Below are 16,226 nucleotides of genomic sequence, written 5' to 3'. Positions count from 1 at the left end.
ATGACGCGGGGCAAGATCGCGCTGCTTCATCTTGAGACGGTTCCCGGAGCTATTGATCGGAACCGGTATGTGATTGTGGAGGCCATCAAACATGCCGCAGCAATCAACGCTCAATGGATCGTGACGCCGGAGCTTGCTGTGTGCGGACTGCAGTTTGCCCACGTCGTCGGCTCTGATTGGATCCAGCCGCAACCCGATCCGTGGATGCAACAGGTCTGCAAGCTGATGAGAACGTTGAAGCGAACGGTCTTTCTCGGTTGCCCGGAGAGAGAGGGCAGGAGGTTCTATAACTCCGTGTTTGTCATCGGCCCGACGGGGGAGATATTGGGCAAACATCGCAAGATCAATGTATTGAGCGATTCCCTGTCATGGTCAAGTCCAGGCGACAGTGCGGCACCGATCGACTGCGACGGGATTAAGGTCGGTGTGCTTATTTGCAGCGATGCCTATACATCGAATATCGCTCGAGCGCTGAAATTCGAAGGGGCAGAGATGTTGGTGTCGCCCGCGTCATGGGGACCAGGCATTCATGGCCCCAATGGGGAATGGGAGCAGCGGAGCCAGGAAACGGGACTACCCGTGATCGTCTGCAATCGAACGGGTGCGGAGCAGACACTCGATTTTTGGAGGGCGCCGAGCTTAGTCGCAAAGAATGGTGACCGGCTGCTGTCTCATACGTCGGACCGATCGGCAGTCCTCACGTTTGACTGGGACTTCTCCAATATGGTACCAAGCACAACTCAATTTCGGGCAGACTATATGCGAAGCTAGCTCGGAACATCGATGATGTCGTACGTGAGTACTCGTACTCAACAGGGAAAGGCGCATCCCTTTTTTCTGTTCCATACTGGTGGATGCCGAGAGGAAGGAGGAAAAAACTCACAACGAGATAGACCGTCAGTGCCGGGGAAGATGGTGCAAGTCCATCACGGTGCCGCCACTGTAAGCGGGGAGTGACTCTGCATAATGCCACTGTCTTAGGGCGTGGGTCGTGAAATGTCTCTCGTGAAGCGGAAGGGGTTTCTTGCAGTCGCTTCACGAATGACGTTTTACGTTTCACGCAAAGGATGGGAAGGCGCAGGGAAACGACGAGCCGCAAGTCAGGAGACCCAACGGACGGGAAACATTCACACCCTTCGAGTCAAAGGGAGGTTTTCATGCATCGTGTGTATCGGTGTCCCCGGTTTGTTGTTGCCTGTTGTTTCCTTATCGCCTTTCTCTACTTTCTGCACCCCGCTGTATTCGCTCAGGACATCGCCATGGCCGATCAACAGGAGACCGTCGAGGCTCCTGATGTCGTGGTGAGTGCGACGAAGACCCCAATTCCGGCCAAACAAGTCACCAGTGCCGTTGAGGTCATCACCGGCGAGGAGATCCAACAACGGAAAATCAGAACAGTCGCCGAAGCGCTTCGATGGTCATCGGGTCTTGCGGTCTTTCAAAGTGGAGGACTCGGCACAACGGTTGATGTGCGCATGCGCGGGGGAACGCCTGAGCAGACACTCGTGTTGACTGATGGGGCGATCGTCAACAGTGCCACCCTGGGCAGTTACAATTTCGCGAATCTCACGTCCGACAACATCGAACGAATCGAAATTTTGCGTGGGAGCCAGAGCATGCTCTGGGGGTCGGATGCCATGGGTGGTGTGATCAACATCACGACCAAGCGGGGACAAGAGAAACCCAACGTCTCAGGTTTTGTCGAATATGGATCATTCAATACGATTCGAGAAGGAGGCAGTCTGGCCGGAAAGAAAGGACCGATTGATTTTTCAGGCTCGATCGCCCGTTTGGATACGGCCGGATTTTCAGCGATCAACTACCGACGTGGCGCAGCTGAGCGTGATGGCTACCACAACTGGCAAGGATCTGTTCGACTGGGTGCGGACCTGCCGAAGGACGGACGGCTGGAGTTTAGTTTTCGTTGGCTTGACGGCAGTGTGAATTTTGACGGCTTTACGTTTAATTCGACGACCTTCGCGTCAGAGCCGGCGGATGTGTTTGGTGCCAGATCCAAAAGTGTCCAATATGTGTTTGCAGGAAATTACATGCAACCGATCACCGCCTGGTGGTCGCAACAACTGATCTTGTCACGGGCCACTGAAAATCTGGTGAGTGACGGTGGCGCGGTGGAACGGAGTCTTGTGACGGGAGCCACGGGATCCATTGGATCCCCGTTTCGGTCTCAAATCGGAACCACGAGTAATCGAATTGAATGGCAGCACAATATCCAAGTCGGCAAACCGCTTAGATTGACGGCGGGATATCAGTTTCGCGAACAGAGAGGCGACTATCGTGATCTCTTGACCAGCACCACCGTTTTTGAGAACAAATCCGTCAGTAGCCATGCTGGCTTTGGAGAAGCACAGTTGAATCTCTGGGATCGTGTATTTGGTACGGCGGGTATCCGACAGGATGAGTACAACGTATTCGGAAGCGCGACGACCTATCGAGTGACCGGGGGATATCTGCTCAAGGAGACCGGCACAAAGTTCAGAGGCAGCTACTCGACCGGTTTTCGGGCCCCCACGATCAATCAGCTGTTTTTCCCGGGTTTTGGTAACTCCAATTTGAAACCTGAAAAGAGCCAAGCGTTTGATGTGGCCCTCGAACAGGCATTGCCGAATGATCGAGGCAGCATCAGCGTCGGGTATTTTTGGACCCGCTACCGCAATCTTATTTTGTCGGTCTTCGATCCTGCTGTCTGTACGGAGCCTGGGTCTTTTGGGTTCTGTGCGCAGAATGTCGGCTTGGCTCGAGCGGAAGGTGTGGAGGTCAGCACAAAGCTGAAACTCTATCGTGACGGGCCATGGGTGAAGAACTTGGATCTGCAGATCCAATATACCTACGCAGCGACGCGGGATATCAGTGGTGGCGCGGACACACGTCTTCCGAAATGGCCGCTCCATCAGATTTCGACGGTACTCCGGTATCAGCCCATAGAAAGGTTGCAGGCCAGTCTGGAGGGGCGCTATGTCGGCGAGCGGTTCGGCAATACTGGGAATGGAAATCCTACTCCCTCGTTTGTCGTCTGGAATCTGTCGGCGAGCTATGACGTGACGAAGTACCTGCAAACCTATCTCCGCTTGGACAACATCTTCAACGAGAAATACGAAGAGACACTGTTCTTCGGGACGCCGATCCGTTCCATATTTGGTGGTGTACGGATCAATTACGATCTACCGCTCTAGGGTTGCATGAAACAGTATCCACGACTGGTGATAGCCGGCACGCACAGCGGTGTCGGGAAAACAACCGCAACGCTGGCCATTCTGGCGGCCTTACGGGAACGGGGCCGCCAGGTTCAGCCGTTCAAGGCGGGGCCGGACTTTATCGATCCCAGTCATCATCGGGCGGCGACGGGAAGGCAGTCGAGGAATCTTGATGGGTGGATGTTGGGAACACAGGGCAACCTGGGGATCTTTACGCGTGCTGCGGAGGATGCTGACCTCTCCGTGATCGAAGGAATGATGGGGCTCTTCGACAGTAGCGCTCCACTCAGCGAGAGTGGGAGTACCGCGGAACTGGCCAAACAATTGGATGCCCTGGTTATTCTGGTCATCGACGGCAGTGCCTTGGCTCGTTCTGCCGCAGCGATGGTGGCAGGGTATGCGCGCTTTGATCCTGCCGTACATGTGGCAGGCGTGGTGTTTAACAGGGTCAACAGTGAAGGCCATTACAAGTTGCTCAAAACCGCGGTAGAGAATGCGACGGATGTCATAGTGCTTGGGTATCTGTGTTCTGATCCAGAGTTGATCATCACCGATCGGCACCTTGGCCTCACCATGGGTCATGAACAACCGGATCGGAGTCTTTATCATCGGTTGGCGAAAGCTGCCTTGGAGACTGTCGACCTCGATCGGATCGAAGCTCTTGCACACTCATGCGCTCCCTTGGCGGAAGCTGCAAGTCCTCTCCTGCATTGTCGACCCAAGACCGTTCGTATTGGCGTGGCACAGGACCAGGCCTTTTGCTTTTACTATGCGGATAATTTGGAATTGCTCGAAGCAGAAGGAGGCGAACTAGTTGTATTTTCTCCACTGCATGATGCTAAGCTTCCCGATGATCTGGGCATGCTTTATCTGGGCGGAGGGTATCCCGAATTGCACGGTCCAGCCTTAGCGGCCAACAGGCCCATGAAGTCGGCGATCAAACAATTCGGCGCGCAAGGTGGGACGATTTATGCGGAATGCGGGGGCATGATGTATCTCACAGAGGGCCTGAGAGATTGTGACGGCCGTTTGCATGAAATGGTGGGGCTCTTTCAGGCTGATTCGACCATGCAGCATGCGAAGATGACCTTGGGGTATCGCGCGCTTGAGGTGACCCGGTCTTGTGTCATCGGGCCAACTGGACTCACTGCGCGGGGGCATGAGTTTCATTATTCGACGATTGCACCAAAAGGCCCAATGGCTTATGCGTGCATGTTGACCGATGCGCAAGGTGAGTCGAAGGGGTGCGATGGCATGCTGACTTCCAATACGTTGGGGCTCTATACGCATCTGCATTTTGGGAGCCAACCGACTTGCGCAGCGGCGCTAGTCGACTCGGCACGTCGCACCGCCCAATACGCATCAGGATCAGGGGCCTACTAACTGAAGGTAGAGGAATGAGGGGTCCTGTTGAAAAGGTCTGTGAACACTGTGGTCAGTCGTTTCAATGTGTCGGGTACCAATGTTGGTGTGGCACATTGGGGATTACAGAGCAGCAGATGGACTGGATCGCCGCACAGTTTACGGACTGTCTCTGCCAGATCTGCCTAGGAAAAGTGGCAACTGGTGAGTTGGGACCACGATCGTCGTCCATCAGGTAACGAGTAGGCCGAGTCGAGATTAGAATGAGCCGACCACAGGGACGATTTTCTGAGCCAGAGCGTGAGGCGGTGTATCGGGTGATTTTCGAACGCCGTGACGTGCGTCGGAACTTTCTGCCGAAGCCAATCTCTGATCCGGTGATGATGCGATTGTTAACGGCGGCTCATCATGCCGGATCAGTCGGCTTCATGCAGCCATGGGATTTTGTGGTCATCCGCAATGGTGCAACGAAACGTGCGGTGAAGGACCTCTTCATCGATGCCAACACCAAAGCTGCTGCCCGATATGCAGGCGCCAAGGGAGCACTGTACCGGCGGTTGAAGTTGGAAGGCATTGAGGAAGCACCGATCAATCTGTGTATCACATGCAGCCGACGACGCGGTGGGCCTCAAGTCCTTGGGCGCTCCACGGTGCGTGCGACGGACTTGTATAGTACCTGTTGCGCGGTTCAAAATCTTTGGCTGGCTGCCAGGGCGGAAGGGATCGGGGTCGGCTGGGTCAGCATCCTGGATCATCAGGCGCTGAAGCAAGTGGTTGGCGTTCCTCAATCGGTGACGATTCTGGCCTACTTGTGTTTAGGGTATGTCTCGAAATTTGAACAGGCTCCTGATTTAGAGACGGCGGGGTGGCGGGAGCGGATTCCAGTTGATCAGCTCATTCACTATGAAGCATGGGGGAATCAAAGTTCGGACAAGGGGAGCAACGGGTATGCGGATTACCAAGGTCTATACAAGAACGGGAGACGCGGGAAAAACCAGACTCGCCGGCGGGCAACCGGTGTGGAAGGACAGTCTTCGGGTCGAGGCGTACGGCACCGTCGATGAATTGAATTCTTCAATCGGAATAGTTCGGGTTTTCAATCAAGAAATTGTCGAGCACAACAAACGGGCCGGCCAGTTGGAAGATGAGCTTCGATGGGTGCAGAACAAGCTCTTCGATGTCGGGAGTATTTTGGCGACGACACCAGGGCAGACGTTCAAGAATATGCCGCAAGTACTGGCGAGCGATGTCACACGGCTTGAAAAGATGATCGATCGATGCCAGAAGAGTTTGGAACCGCTTAAAGAGTTCATCCTTCCCGGAGGGGGAAAAGTGTCGGGTTTTCTCCACCAGGCCAGGACGATTTGCCGTCGAGCCGAGCGCTTGTGTGTCGCGCTCTCAAAAATTGAACCAGTTGATCCGACCATCATCAAGTTCGTCAATCGGCTGAGTGATGCCTTATTTGTCCTGGCTCGATGGGTGGCCAAGACACAGGGCGAACCGGAATTTTTGTGGGAACGGGATGTCGCCAAGAACTCGACGTAACGCTCGGTCTGTCGGACGACCCAAGAGTCGTATTATTGTCGTGTTGGGTGGGGCCTCGTCCGGGAAAAGCGAGATCGCGCTTCAGTTAGCGGGCTCGCGGGGGCCACGTGCATTTGTCGCGACTGGGCAGGGGCTTGATGCCGAAATGGTGGAACGCATTGCGAGGCATCGGGCGACCCGTTCAGCCGAATGGCAGACGATTGAAGAGCCTCTTGATGTGGAGGCCTGGTTTGCCAAACAGGGGTCAGAGTACCGGATCGTCGTGTTTGATTGTGTGACTCTCTGGTTGAGTAATTTGGTCGGGATTGGTCTCGGGGAATCAGTCATTCTTGCGCGTGTAGGAACACTTCTTGACGCGATGCGGCGCACCGGGGCCACAGTGATCATCGTCAGTAATGAGTTAGGGTCGGGCCTTGTCCCAGTTGAACCATCAGTGCGAGCGTTCCGTGATCTTTCCGGACGAGTGAATCAATGCCTTGCTGCAGGGGCGAATGAAGCCTATCTGGCGGTCAGTGGACTACCGCTTCGCCTGAAGTGAGGAAAGGAGCGTGATGTCGATTCAGGATGTCTGTCATCAGATTCAGCCGCTTGACCCAGCGTTGCACACGAAAGCACAGACTCATTTGGGTCGGCTGACCAAGCCACTCGGCAGCCTTGGCAAGCTTGAGGAGTTGGCCACAGCCTACGTCACCATGACCGGCGAGTTGAAGCCCACTATCCCCCGGGGAATGGTGTTCACCTTTGCCGCCGATCATGGTGTCACGGCAGAAGGTGTGAGTGCCTATCCGCGTGAGGTCACCCCTCAAATGGTGCTGAACTTCCTACGAGGTGGCGCCGGCGTGAACGTACTCGCCAGGCACGCGGGCGTGGTTGTCCGTGTGGTCGATATCGGAGTTGATTATGACTTTAAGACCGTCCCTGGGTTGATTCACCGAAAAATCATGAATGGGACAGGCAATGTGATGCGGGAGCCGGCGATGATGCGGGAGCAGGCGGAGCAAGCCGTCCAGGTGGGGATCGACTTGGCGACAGAGGCTGTACGGGAGGGTATCGGTCTCATCGGAACAGGGGAGATGGGAATCGGGAATACGACTCCCAGCGCGGCCATTACGGCGGTGATGACCGGTCGGCCTGTAGAAGAGGTCACCGGACACGGGACAGGTATTCAGGAGTCAGATCGTGCGCACAAGGTACGTGTGATTCAACAGGCTCTCGATCTGCATCGTCCGAAGCCGTCCGATCCGATCGGTGTGTTGGCAAAGATCGGGGGATTGGAAATCGCTGGACTGGCTGGGCTGATGCTCGGTGCCGCCGCCTCCCGTGTGCCTGTCGTGTTGGATGGATTTATCGCCGGTGCCGCGGCGTTGATTGCCGTAGGACTTCAGCCGTTGTGTCGTGCCTATCTGATTGCCGCGCATCGGTCGGTCGAGAAGGGGCATCGCGCGATTCTGAACCAGTTGGGATTGACCCCGCTGTTTGATCTCGATTTTCGACTCGGCGAGGGGACCGGAGCCTGCTTAGGGATGGATCTCGTCTGTGCAGCCGTCAAAGTCTATACGGAGATGGCGACGTTCGAAGAAGCCGGGGTGGCAAACAAGTTGTGATGCCTATGGGAGCCGTCGCCCGTCCATTCATCTTCGCCTGGCATTTTCTGACGACCATTCCTCTGAGCAGAGTGCATCATGAACCGACGGCGCCTGAGCTCGCGGCGTCGATGGCCTGGTATCCCGTCGTGGGCTTGCTGATCGGTGGTGGCCTGGTTGTTGCTGATATGGCATTGCAGGTGGTCTTTGACGGTATCGTGGTGAATGCCTTATTGATCGTGCTCCTCGTGCTGCTGACACGCGGACTCCATCAGGATGGATTGGCCGATACGTTGGATGGCCTGGCCGGCGGTTGCACCTCGGCCGAACGACTGTCGATCATGCGCGATCCCCAGGTCGGTGCACTCGGTGCCACCGGGCTCTTTCTCTCGCTGCTTCTCCGTTATGCCGGCTTGATGGTGTTACCTCACGAATTGCGAGTGTCTGCGCTGTGTTGTATGCCTGCGGTCGGCCGTTGGGCCATGGTAACCTCCGCATGGGTTTCTCCCTACGCCAGGGCGGAAGGAGGCTTAGCCGCTCCGTTTCTTACCCATCTCTCGTGGCGACACGTCCTCGTGGCCACACTTCTTGTGGCCATGGGACTGGGTGTAGGTTTCGGCATCGTCACCTCGTTCGTCGTCATGATGGCCGGGGTAGTTGTCGTGCTGATAGGTTGGTGGGGGTGCCGTAGATGGTTCGGTGGGATTACCGGCGATACGCTTGGGGCCATGAATGAGGTCATCGAGATTCTCTTCCTCCTATCCATTCCGCTCTTGTTTCGGTTCGCATGACCGGCGGCGAACTTCTTGCTGCGGCTGTAGTAGATGCACTGCTTGGTGATCCTCACTGGTTGCCGCACCCCGTTCGTGTGATGGGACGATGTATTGCATGGTGTGATCATGGAGTGCGGAGGATCTGCCGAAGAGCGATCAACCTTCGCCTCGCAGGAATTTGTCTCGCCATCGGATTGCCGACCGTGACCTTCGTGCTTGCCACAGTGATCATTGAAGAGGCCAAACAGGTTGCGGAATGGTTGGGGTATGCTCTCTCGATCATCATGGCGTGGATGACGCTGGCTGCGAGGGACCTCTGGGACCATGCCCATGCAGTGGATGGCCCACTCCAGGGGGGAAATCTCTCAGCTGCGCGCCGAGCGGTAGGGATGATTGTCGGGCGAGACACGGACGGACTCTCCCCATCCGAGGTGGCTCGTGCGACGGTCGAGACGGTCGCAGAAAGTTCGGCAGATGGTGTGGTTGCGCCTCTCCTGTACTTGGCAATCGGTGGTGCCCCTCTGGCTTTGGCCTACAAGGCGATCAACACGCTTGATTCTATGATTGGGCACCGCGATACCCGGTATGCTGATTTTGGATGGGCATCGGCTCGACTGGATGATCTGGCCAACTGGATTCCGGCTCGTCTTGCGGCGATGCTCTTGATTCTTGGTGCCGGCTTGATGGCCAGACAACGGGAATCCGTCTGTCGGGGATGGCGTGTGTTCATACGGGATGGCGGGAAGCATCCCAGTCCCAACAGCGGGAGACCTGAGGCAGCGATGGCCGGTGTGTTGGGTGTGAGACTCGGTGGCACCAATTTCTATGACGGTATTCCACATAACCGTCCAACGCTTGGCCTCGATGGGCGCTGTGTCGAACCAGACGACATCGTCCCGGCAACGAAGGTGATGGCAATAGCCAGTATGTTAGCTGTTCTTCTGGCCATAGGACTCAGATGGCTCGTGTGAACAAGGCCTTACATGGTGGGAATATCTATCGTGTCGCACGAGCGCTGGCATGTGATCCAGGCGATATCGTCGATTTCAGTGCAAGCATCAATCCCTTGGGCCCTTCTCCACATGTGTGGAAAGCCATTGCCTCTTCCATGCATCTACTGGCCCATTATCCGGACCCGGACTGTTGGGAGCTTCGCCAAGCGTTGGCTGCATTCTGGCGGATAAACCCAGACCAGATCGTGGTTGGGAACGGCTCTACGGAGTTGATCGACGCGCTGCCTCGTGCGTTGGGTATCCATCGCCTCCTTGTCGTCCAGCCCACTTTTTCAGAATATGCCGCAGCCATGAGGCGAGCTGGAACAGAGACCACAACACTCTATGCTGATCGAATGGACGACTATGCCATTCCGGTCGATCGTCTTTGTCGGGCCATGGAGACAGGCCGGAACGAGGGGCGCTCCTTTGACAGCGTGATGCTCTGTCACCCCAATAGCCCGACAGGGCAGGCCTGTACCGTCGATGATCTGATACGATTGGCCGGGTCTGCTCGCAAGCGAGGTCTTTGGCTGATCATTGATGAATCGTTTGCCGATTACTGTTCTGACCGGTCGGTCTTGCGCCGGGCGGTCTCTTGGCCACATGTCGTGGTCCTACGCAGTATGACCAAGTTCTATGCCTTACCCGGATTGCGTGTAGGCTATGCGGTGTCGGCACAGACAACGATCAGACGGATTCAACGACAGCTCCCTCCTTGGTCGGTCGGTACGATGGGGCAAGTTGCGGCATTGGCGGCCCTCAACGACGAGGCCCATGCGCGAACAAGCCTGACATTCATGACACAGGAGCGCGAACGATTTCGAAGAAAGCTGGCCGCGTTACCTGGCTGTACGGTGATACCCACCTATGCGAACTACTGTCTTGTCGAGCTCCCTCGTGCTCACCCTGCACGCGATATCACTGAACGATTGCGAAGAAAAAGGGTATTGATTCGAGATTGCTCTTCAGTGCCCGGTGCCAACTCACGATCCGTTCGACTCGCGGTGCGAACGAGGTCTGAGAATGACCGACTCCTTCGCGAGCTTTCTCACCTACTCCTCTTTAAGAACTGAAGATGAAAAAGGACTCCACACAGGTTCATAGCCGGTATCGTGTGAGAGGGCAGACGTTGGTGATCGAGCTGGAAGGGCGAAAGCGCGTTCTTTCATCGGCTCCCCAAGGGGGAGGGTTCAGGGTAGCTTCCTATATCCTCAATCATCAGGTGGATGCTCAGTCATCGGTGCCAGGAACGCAGTCACTGTCCTGTCATGACCCGGCATCCTGTTTACGGGAGTTGGCCGTTTCCATGGGAATCCACGCATCGACTGTCGGGCTGATGACGGCGGTTCCGATGACGCAAGTGGTGACGGCACGAGCTGCGTCGGATGGGTTATGGGTGGAGTGTTTTGCAACGGTTGGTGTGACCAATGCTGTTCGAGCTGGAGAATGGCCACCCGGAGATGGTGCCGGCAACAGATTACTCAAACCAGGGACGATCAATCTCATTCTCATCACAAACGGCAGTCTGTCTCAATCCGCAATGGTCGGTGCCGTACAAGTTGTCACAGAGGCCAAGAGCGGTGTATTACGTGATCACGGTGTCCTGAGTTGCCAGAGCAGTGCTGCTGCCACCGGGACTGGGACAGACGTGGTGGTGATTGCCTGTTCGCTGCGTGGGCAGGGGACATGGCATATCTATAGTGGGACGCATACCGTCATGGGGGCATTGATTGGGCAAGTCGTCACCGACTGTGTTACGCATGGCTTGGCGAAGGCAAGAGCATGGCAGGAGTCGCATCAATGACGGCACAGGCACTTGCTGTTCTGGGGACTGGCTCGGATGTCGGGAAAAGTCTGGTCACAGCAGGAATCTGCCGATTCCTTCATCGTACAGGCATGCGTGTAGCCCCATTCAAAGCACAGAACATGTCGCTGAATTCATTCGTGACTCCGGAGGGCGGAGAGATCGGTCGAGCGCAGGCACTTCAAGCCGAAGCCTGTGGCATTCTCCCGCATGTCGACATGAATCCCATCTTGCTCAAGCCAGAGTCTGACAATCGTTCACAGGTCGTCGTGCGAGGATCCGTATGGTCCACGGAGAACGCGTCGACCTATTTTGAGCAGAGACCACACCTGTGGGCCATTGTGCAGGACAGCTATGCCAGACTGGCACAACAGTACGAGACCATAGTCATTGAAGGAGCTGGGAGTGCGGCAGAGATGAATCTGCGCGACCGGGATCTGGTCAATTGGCCTATCGTCGAACTGGCTGATGCCCGAGTAATCCTGGTGGCTGATATTGATCGAGGCGGTGTCTTTGCTCAAGTGCTTGGAACGGTAGACCTGTTGGAACCGGACGAGCGAGATAGAGTTTGTGGTATCGTCATCAACAAGTTTCGCGGTGATCCGAAGCTCTTTGCCGATGGAGTGAGTTTTGTGGATTCTCGGAGCGGGATTCCGGTCTTGGGTGTCGTGCCATTTCTTCAAGATCTGCTGTTGGACCAAGAAGACAGTTTAAATCAGGAAAGGGATCGGCGGGTGGCGTTTTCTACAGAACAGCTCAATATCGCCGTTATTTCCTTGCCTCATATGAGCAACTTTACCGACTTCAATTCATTGATGGCGGAACCGGATGTGGCCTTGAAGTATGTCACTACCCCATCGCTGCTGGCCCAAGCCGATATTGTGATCGTTCCTGGGAGTAAGAATACGCTTACCGACCTCTCATATCTCCGAGAGCAGGGGTATAGCCGTATTCTTGAACATCATGTGCGTAGTGGGAGGGAGCTTGTTGGCATCTGCGGCGGCTATCAAATGCTCGGTCGAACAATCTCAGACTCTCATCACGTCGAGCAAGGCGGAATTAGTTCTGGTCTAGGTTACTTGAGTATTGAAACTGAGCTAAGTCAGAAAAAGTGTACCGAACAGGTGGAAGCCAATCCGACAGATACGCTGGTGGTTGATCAAACCATCGTGAGAGGCTACCAAGTTCATATGGGAGTTACCGTATATCAGAACGAACGTCCCTGTTTCCGGTTGCAACGTCGTGTTTCACCAATAGGAGGAGCCCATCCATTGGCGGCTGTACAAGAGGATTCGTGTGATGGGGCCATTCGGGAGGATGGCCTTGTTTGGGGTACCTACATTCATGGAGTGTTTGATGAGCCTAGTTTTCGTCGAGCCTGGCTTAATCGTGCCCGTGCGCGGAAAGGGTTTCTCCCGGTTGGGGTTCACACCTCCCGATCCGTCACCGCTCGACTACGAGGTGAACTTGACCGATGGACGGATCACCTGACTCGATCTCTTGATATGGCGCGGTTACTCTCCTGCCTATCTCATCGTCGCATATTTTCCCTGTAACTGTTGCTTCTTCCGCCTGTCTTCTTCCGATTGCACATCATCCTCTGTCGTGAAGAAAGGCTCCCTCCTGGGCGTAAGTTGCTGATATTCACGGATTTCTTGCCAACCGTCCACAAGGCGATACACTGCAAAAAAAACAGGAAGAATCGAGCATAGTTCGCGGTTGAACAATGCGGATGTAGACCGATCAGTGATGACCGGGAGTCCCATTTACGATTGAGATGGCGAGATTGTGGAGGGTTGCCACAGCCCCTTCCCAGTGCCCCATTCTAAAGGTGCGAAAGGTTTCACCGATAAGTTCCTCATCAGCCAAGTGATTACTACGCGTAACGCACTGGGCCGTGGGTCCTGAGTATGCCGGTCTCACTTGTCTTTGGTGTCATGATGCGACCAAAGGGGAGCGGGATATCGCGAGTTCCAAGAGGGAAGGAAGAGAAGAATCGAGCCCTCGTGCTCGCACTAAGTGGAATCTGGCGTTGCCCTGGGTGATTGCCTCCGCAGAGAGGAACAGTCTCATGAGCAAGATTGTGGTTGTTGATGATTCGCAGGCTGAGCTTCAACTCATTGAGTCGTATCTCAAAGCTGCACATCATACCGTCGTGACGTTTCCGAACACGGAACAGCTTGAAGAGAAAATCTTCAAGGAAATGCCGGATCTGATCGTCATGGATGTCGTCATGCCTGGTCGAAACGGGTTTCAGGCCTGTCGAGATCTGAAGAGTGATATGCGATTTAGTCGTATTCCGATCCTCCTGTGCACGTCTAAGGGTCAAGAAAGCGACAAATTCTGGGGGCAACAGCAAGGCGCGAACGGGCATGTGGTCAAACCGTTCAAGCCCGAAGAACTTCTTCTGGCCGTGAAGCGTGCACTGAGTTGACGTGCTGATGGTGCAAAGGGCGGAACGAGATGCAATTACCATGTGAGCTGCCTCGTCTTGTCTCCGACGGTCAATCCGAGCAGAAAACACCGACAGGTTCGTGGAAAGCCTGTTTGGTCACTCTCGGAGGAGAACTTTTTGCTATCGATCTGCGTCATGTGCGGGAGGTCTTCGAGCTAGATGCGATCACACCGGTTCCCGGGATGCCGGCGTCATTGGTTGGCGTCGCCAATGTACGGGGGACGGTTGTCCCTCTCGCGGATTTGCGACGGTCTTTGGGGGTCTCGCCATCGACCAATCCACGATATGCAATCGTGGTACGGCATGATGCTCATCAAATCGGCCTCTTGATCGACGATGTCCCAGAAATTCGATGGATGTTGCCCGAAGACCGGCTCGATCCTTCAGGTGCAACCCAGACCGGAGAGCGCTCTCTGTTGTCTGGCCTCATCAGGGTAGAGAACCGCGTGAGTGGAATGCTGGAGATTCCAGCATTGGTCGCGTCGGTGGAAGCCGCAACCCTGGAAGTGAGCCAGTCCGTGAAATCGTGAACAGTGGTTCCGAGTCAAGTTGCCTGAGCAGGATTGATCGCGTGGAGGAGGATGTAGGGTATGGCCAGGAATAGCAAATCGACGGTTCGACCGTCGCCATCATGGTTTCAGAACCTCAAGACTCTGCCGAAGTTAATCCTCGGGTTTTCCGCTGTCGGTCTCATCATGATCTCAGTTGGTCTTGTCGGCCTGATGGGACTTCATACGGTCAAGGGAGAGTTACAGTCGATCTACAACGGATCGACCTTAGCGCTATCAAATGTCGGAATCGCCAGTACCAACCTCGGTCTCTATCATAGCGCGCTCCTCAATGTAGGACGGCAGGTTGGAAAGAACGAGTTTGATCAAGCGCTCGCTGGGCTGGCCGAACTCAAGAAACAGACACTGATCCCTCTGAATGCGTATCAGACATCTCAGTTGCATGAATCAACCAGTGGTCGGAGTGAAAGTAAAGATCTCGCCAGTCTTCACCAAGCATTGCGTGAATATTTTTCCGCGACAGAGGGTGCGGTGGGTGCATTTGCGGAGAGCTTCAAATCATCTCTTGCCGAAGAACAGAAGCAGAGCATGCGCGAAGTAGCACAGTTGGCATTGTCCGCTGATGTTGCGAATAAATACAACGCGGCGACTCTACGGGTTCGGGAGCTCATGACGACGATTCTCGACGTGGCAAGAGAAATGAACGACAACGGGCAAGCTGAAGCCTCCCATCGGACGAACGTCGTTCTGGCCGGTTCGTTATTGGCGCTTGTGTTGGCCGGCATAATCGGATTCTACCTCGCCGGCTCTATCGCGCGAAACATCACGCATGTTGCCGATGTCGCCCAACAAGCTGCAGCAGGGAATCTTCAAGCTCGAGCCAGACTTGAGAGCAACGACGAGATCGGGCATTTGGCTAAGGCGTTCAACATTATGCTCGACCGGCTCACGAGCCTGGTTTCTACCGAAGAAGAGCGGGATACGATGCAGAAACGGTTGGTGCAGTTTCTGGTCCTCGTGTCCGATGTCGGGAAGGGAGACTTGACCAAACGCGGTGAAGTCACGGCTGATATGTTCGGAAATTTGGCGGACGGTTTTAACCTCATGATCCAACGATTCGCGCAATTGATGAAGCAAGTCCGAGAATCGGCCGAACGCGTGAATCGATCAGCCGGGGCATTGCGAGAGAATTCCGGCCAGATGGCTGGTACTGCCAAGCACCAAGCTGATGAATCGATGAAGACGCTCACCGCGGTGGAACAACTCGCGGTTTCCATGAGACAAGTGGCGGAAACGGCTGGAGCTTCTTCCGACTCAGCACGCCAGGTGCTAAAAGCAACAGAAGATGGCCGAGTTGCGGTGCAGGAAACCGTGCAGGACATGCAGCGTATTCGATCAGCGGTTCAACGAATGTCGAAACAGGTCAAGGCTCTTGGTGATCGCTCGTTGGAAATTTCCCAGATCGTCTCCACAATTCGCGAAATCGCCAATCAGACCAACTTACTTGCGTTGAATGCGGCGATCGAAGCCGCAGGGGCGGGCGAAGCCGGTGCTCGATTTGGTGTCGTGGCCGACCAGGTTCGAAAGCTCGCCGAAAGCTCGACGAACGCAACCCGTGAAATTGCGGATCTCGTGAAGGTGATTCAGAGCGAGACGCAGCACGCCGTCGTGGCGATGGAACATGAAACGCAGGCGGTAGAGGCAGGATCCGCCTCAGCCTTGCGGACGGGTGATGTATTCAAAGAGATTTCAACGATTGCGCAACGGTCTGCGGAGCTTGCCCAGAGCATTGCGGCGGCCGCAACGACCCAGACGGTATCCACGGATCAAGTCGGTCGATCAATCAAGGATTTTACGGGAGGTGCCATTGCGACGCAAAAAGCAACCGACTCGGCGCGGGCCACGGTAGAAGATATGGTGAAGTTGGCCGAAGGGCTCACGGCCTCGGTATCACAATTTAAATTGACCTAATGGACCAGGAGCGAGCA

Annotated in this window: 16 protein-coding genes and 1 riboswitch; all 16 genes read left to right on the top strand. The window is 55.2% G+C overall.

Going from position 1 to position 16,226, the window contains the following annotated elements:
• On the top strand, positions 1–771 hold the full coding sequence (locus ACMTNU_RS10220) for a carbon-nitrogen hydrolase family protein (RefSeq protein WP_413935142.1): 771 nt from the start codon (positions 1–3) through the stop codon (positions 769–771).
• Positions 772–905: 134 nt separating this feature from the next.
• Positions 906–1,111: riboswitch (cobalamin riboswitch) on the top strand.
• Between the two features lie 46 nt (positions 1,112–1,157).
• Entirely contained in the window at positions 1,158–3,191 is a 2,034-nt protein-coding gene (locus ACMTNU_RS10215) for a TonB-dependent receptor plug domain-containing protein (RefSeq protein WP_413935141.1), read from the top strand.
• A 6-nt stretch (positions 3,192–3,197) separates the two neighbouring features.
• Positions 3,198–4,595 carry a cobyrinate a,c-diamide synthase gene (locus tag ACMTNU_RS10210; protein WP_413935140.1) on the top strand — a complete coding sequence of 466 codons (1,398 nt, stop codon included), beginning with the start codon at positions 3,198–3,200 and terminating at the stop codon, positions 4,593–4,595.
• A 14-nt stretch (positions 4,596–4,609) separates the two neighbouring features.
• Positions 4,610–4,813, top strand: coding sequence for a cysteine-rich CWC family protein (locus tag ACMTNU_RS10205; protein ID WP_413935139.1), 204 nt, complete (start codon positions 4,610–4,612; stop codon positions 4,811–4,813).
• A gap of 24 nt (positions 4,814–4,837) precedes the next feature.
• Positions 4,838–5,638 carry a 5,6-dimethylbenzimidazole synthase gene (gene bluB, locus ACMTNU_RS10200; protein ID WP_413935138.1) on the top strand — a complete coding sequence of 267 codons (801 nt, stop codon included), beginning with the start codon at positions 4,838–4,840 and terminating at the stop codon, positions 5,636–5,638.
• Complete coding sequence (locus ACMTNU_RS10195; protein ID WP_413935137.1) at positions 5,592–6,119, top strand: cob(I)yrinic acid a,c-diamide adenosyltransferase; 528 nt, start codon at positions 5,592–5,594, stop codon at positions 6,117–6,119. The genes bluB and ACMTNU_RS10195 overlap by 47 nt, the downstream gene beginning before the upstream one ends.
• Entirely contained in the window at positions 6,097–6,657 is a 561-nt protein-coding gene (locus ACMTNU_RS10190) for a bifunctional adenosylcobinamide kinase/adenosylcobinamide-phosphate guanylyltransferase (RefSeq protein ID WP_413935136.1), read from the top strand. The genes ACMTNU_RS10195 and ACMTNU_RS10190 overlap by 23 nt, the downstream gene beginning before the upstream one ends.
• Positions 6,658–6,667: 10 nt before the next feature.
• A complete protein-coding gene (gene cobT, locus ACMTNU_RS10185; RefSeq protein WP_413935135.1) occupies positions 6,668–7,723 on the top strand; it encodes a nicotinate-nucleotide--dimethylbenzimidazole phosphoribosyltransferase in 1,056 nt (351 codons plus the stop codon).
• A 5-nt stretch (positions 7,724–7,728) separates the two neighbouring features.
• Positions 7,729–8,493, top strand: coding sequence for an adenosylcobinamide-GDP ribazoletransferase (locus ACMTNU_RS10180; RefSeq protein ID WP_413935134.1), 765 nt, complete (start codon positions 7,729–7,731; stop codon positions 8,491–8,493).
• Positions 8,490–9,446, top strand: a complete 957-nt coding sequence (gene cbiB, locus ACMTNU_RS10175; RefSeq protein ID WP_413935133.1) for an adenosylcobinamide-phosphate synthase CbiB — start codon at positions 8,490–8,492, stop codon at positions 9,444–9,446. The genes ACMTNU_RS10180 and cbiB overlap by 4 nt, the downstream gene beginning before the upstream one ends.
• Positions 9,434–10,543 carry a threonine-phosphate decarboxylase CobD gene (gene cobD, locus ACMTNU_RS10170; RefSeq protein WP_413935132.1) on the top strand — a complete coding sequence of 370 codons (1,110 nt, stop codon included), beginning with the start codon at positions 9,434–9,436 and terminating at the stop codon, positions 10,541–10,543. Before cbiB ends, cobD begins: the two co-directional genes overlap by 13 nt.
• A gap of 2 nt (positions 10,544–10,545) precedes the next feature.
• A complete protein-coding gene (locus ACMTNU_RS10165; RefSeq protein WP_413935131.1) occupies positions 10,546–11,274 on the top strand; it encodes an adenosylcobinamide amidohydrolase in 729 nt (242 codons plus the stop codon).
• The gene (locus ACMTNU_RS10160; RefSeq protein WP_413935130.1) at positions 11,271–12,830 is read left to right on the top strand and encodes a cobyric acid synthase; all 1,560 of its coding nucleotides are present in this window, start codon (positions 11,271–11,273) and stop codon (positions 12,828–12,830) included. Before ACMTNU_RS10165 ends, ACMTNU_RS10160 begins: the two co-directional genes overlap by 4 nt.
• Before the next feature lie 515 nt (positions 12,831–13,345).
• Positions 13,346–13,708, top strand: coding sequence for a response regulator transcription factor (locus ACMTNU_RS10155; RefSeq protein ID WP_413935129.1), 363 nt, complete (start codon positions 13,346–13,348; stop codon positions 13,706–13,708).
• Between the two features lie 29 nt (positions 13,709–13,737).
• Complete coding sequence (locus ACMTNU_RS10150; RefSeq protein ID WP_413935128.1) at positions 13,738–14,259, top strand: chemotaxis protein CheW; 522 nt, start codon at positions 13,738–13,740, stop codon at positions 14,257–14,259.
• A 60-nt stretch (positions 14,260–14,319) separates the two neighbouring features.
• Positions 14,320–16,209: a methyl-accepting chemotaxis protein gene (locus ACMTNU_RS10145; RefSeq protein WP_413935127.1), complete on the top strand. Its 1,890-nt coding sequence runs from the start codon at positions 14,320–14,322 to the stop codon at positions 16,207–16,209.
• The last annotated feature ends 17 nt before the right edge of the window (positions 16,210–16,226 follow it).

It is taken from the genome of Nitrospira sp. BLG_1 (assembly GCF_047338595.1).
Taxonomy (GTDB): domain Bacteria; phylum Nitrospirota; class Nitrospiria; order Nitrospirales; family Nitrospiraceae; genus Nitrospira_D.
The sequence above is the reverse complement of the archived record's forward strand: the minus strand, read 5'-3'. Positions and strand labels throughout refer to the sequence as shown.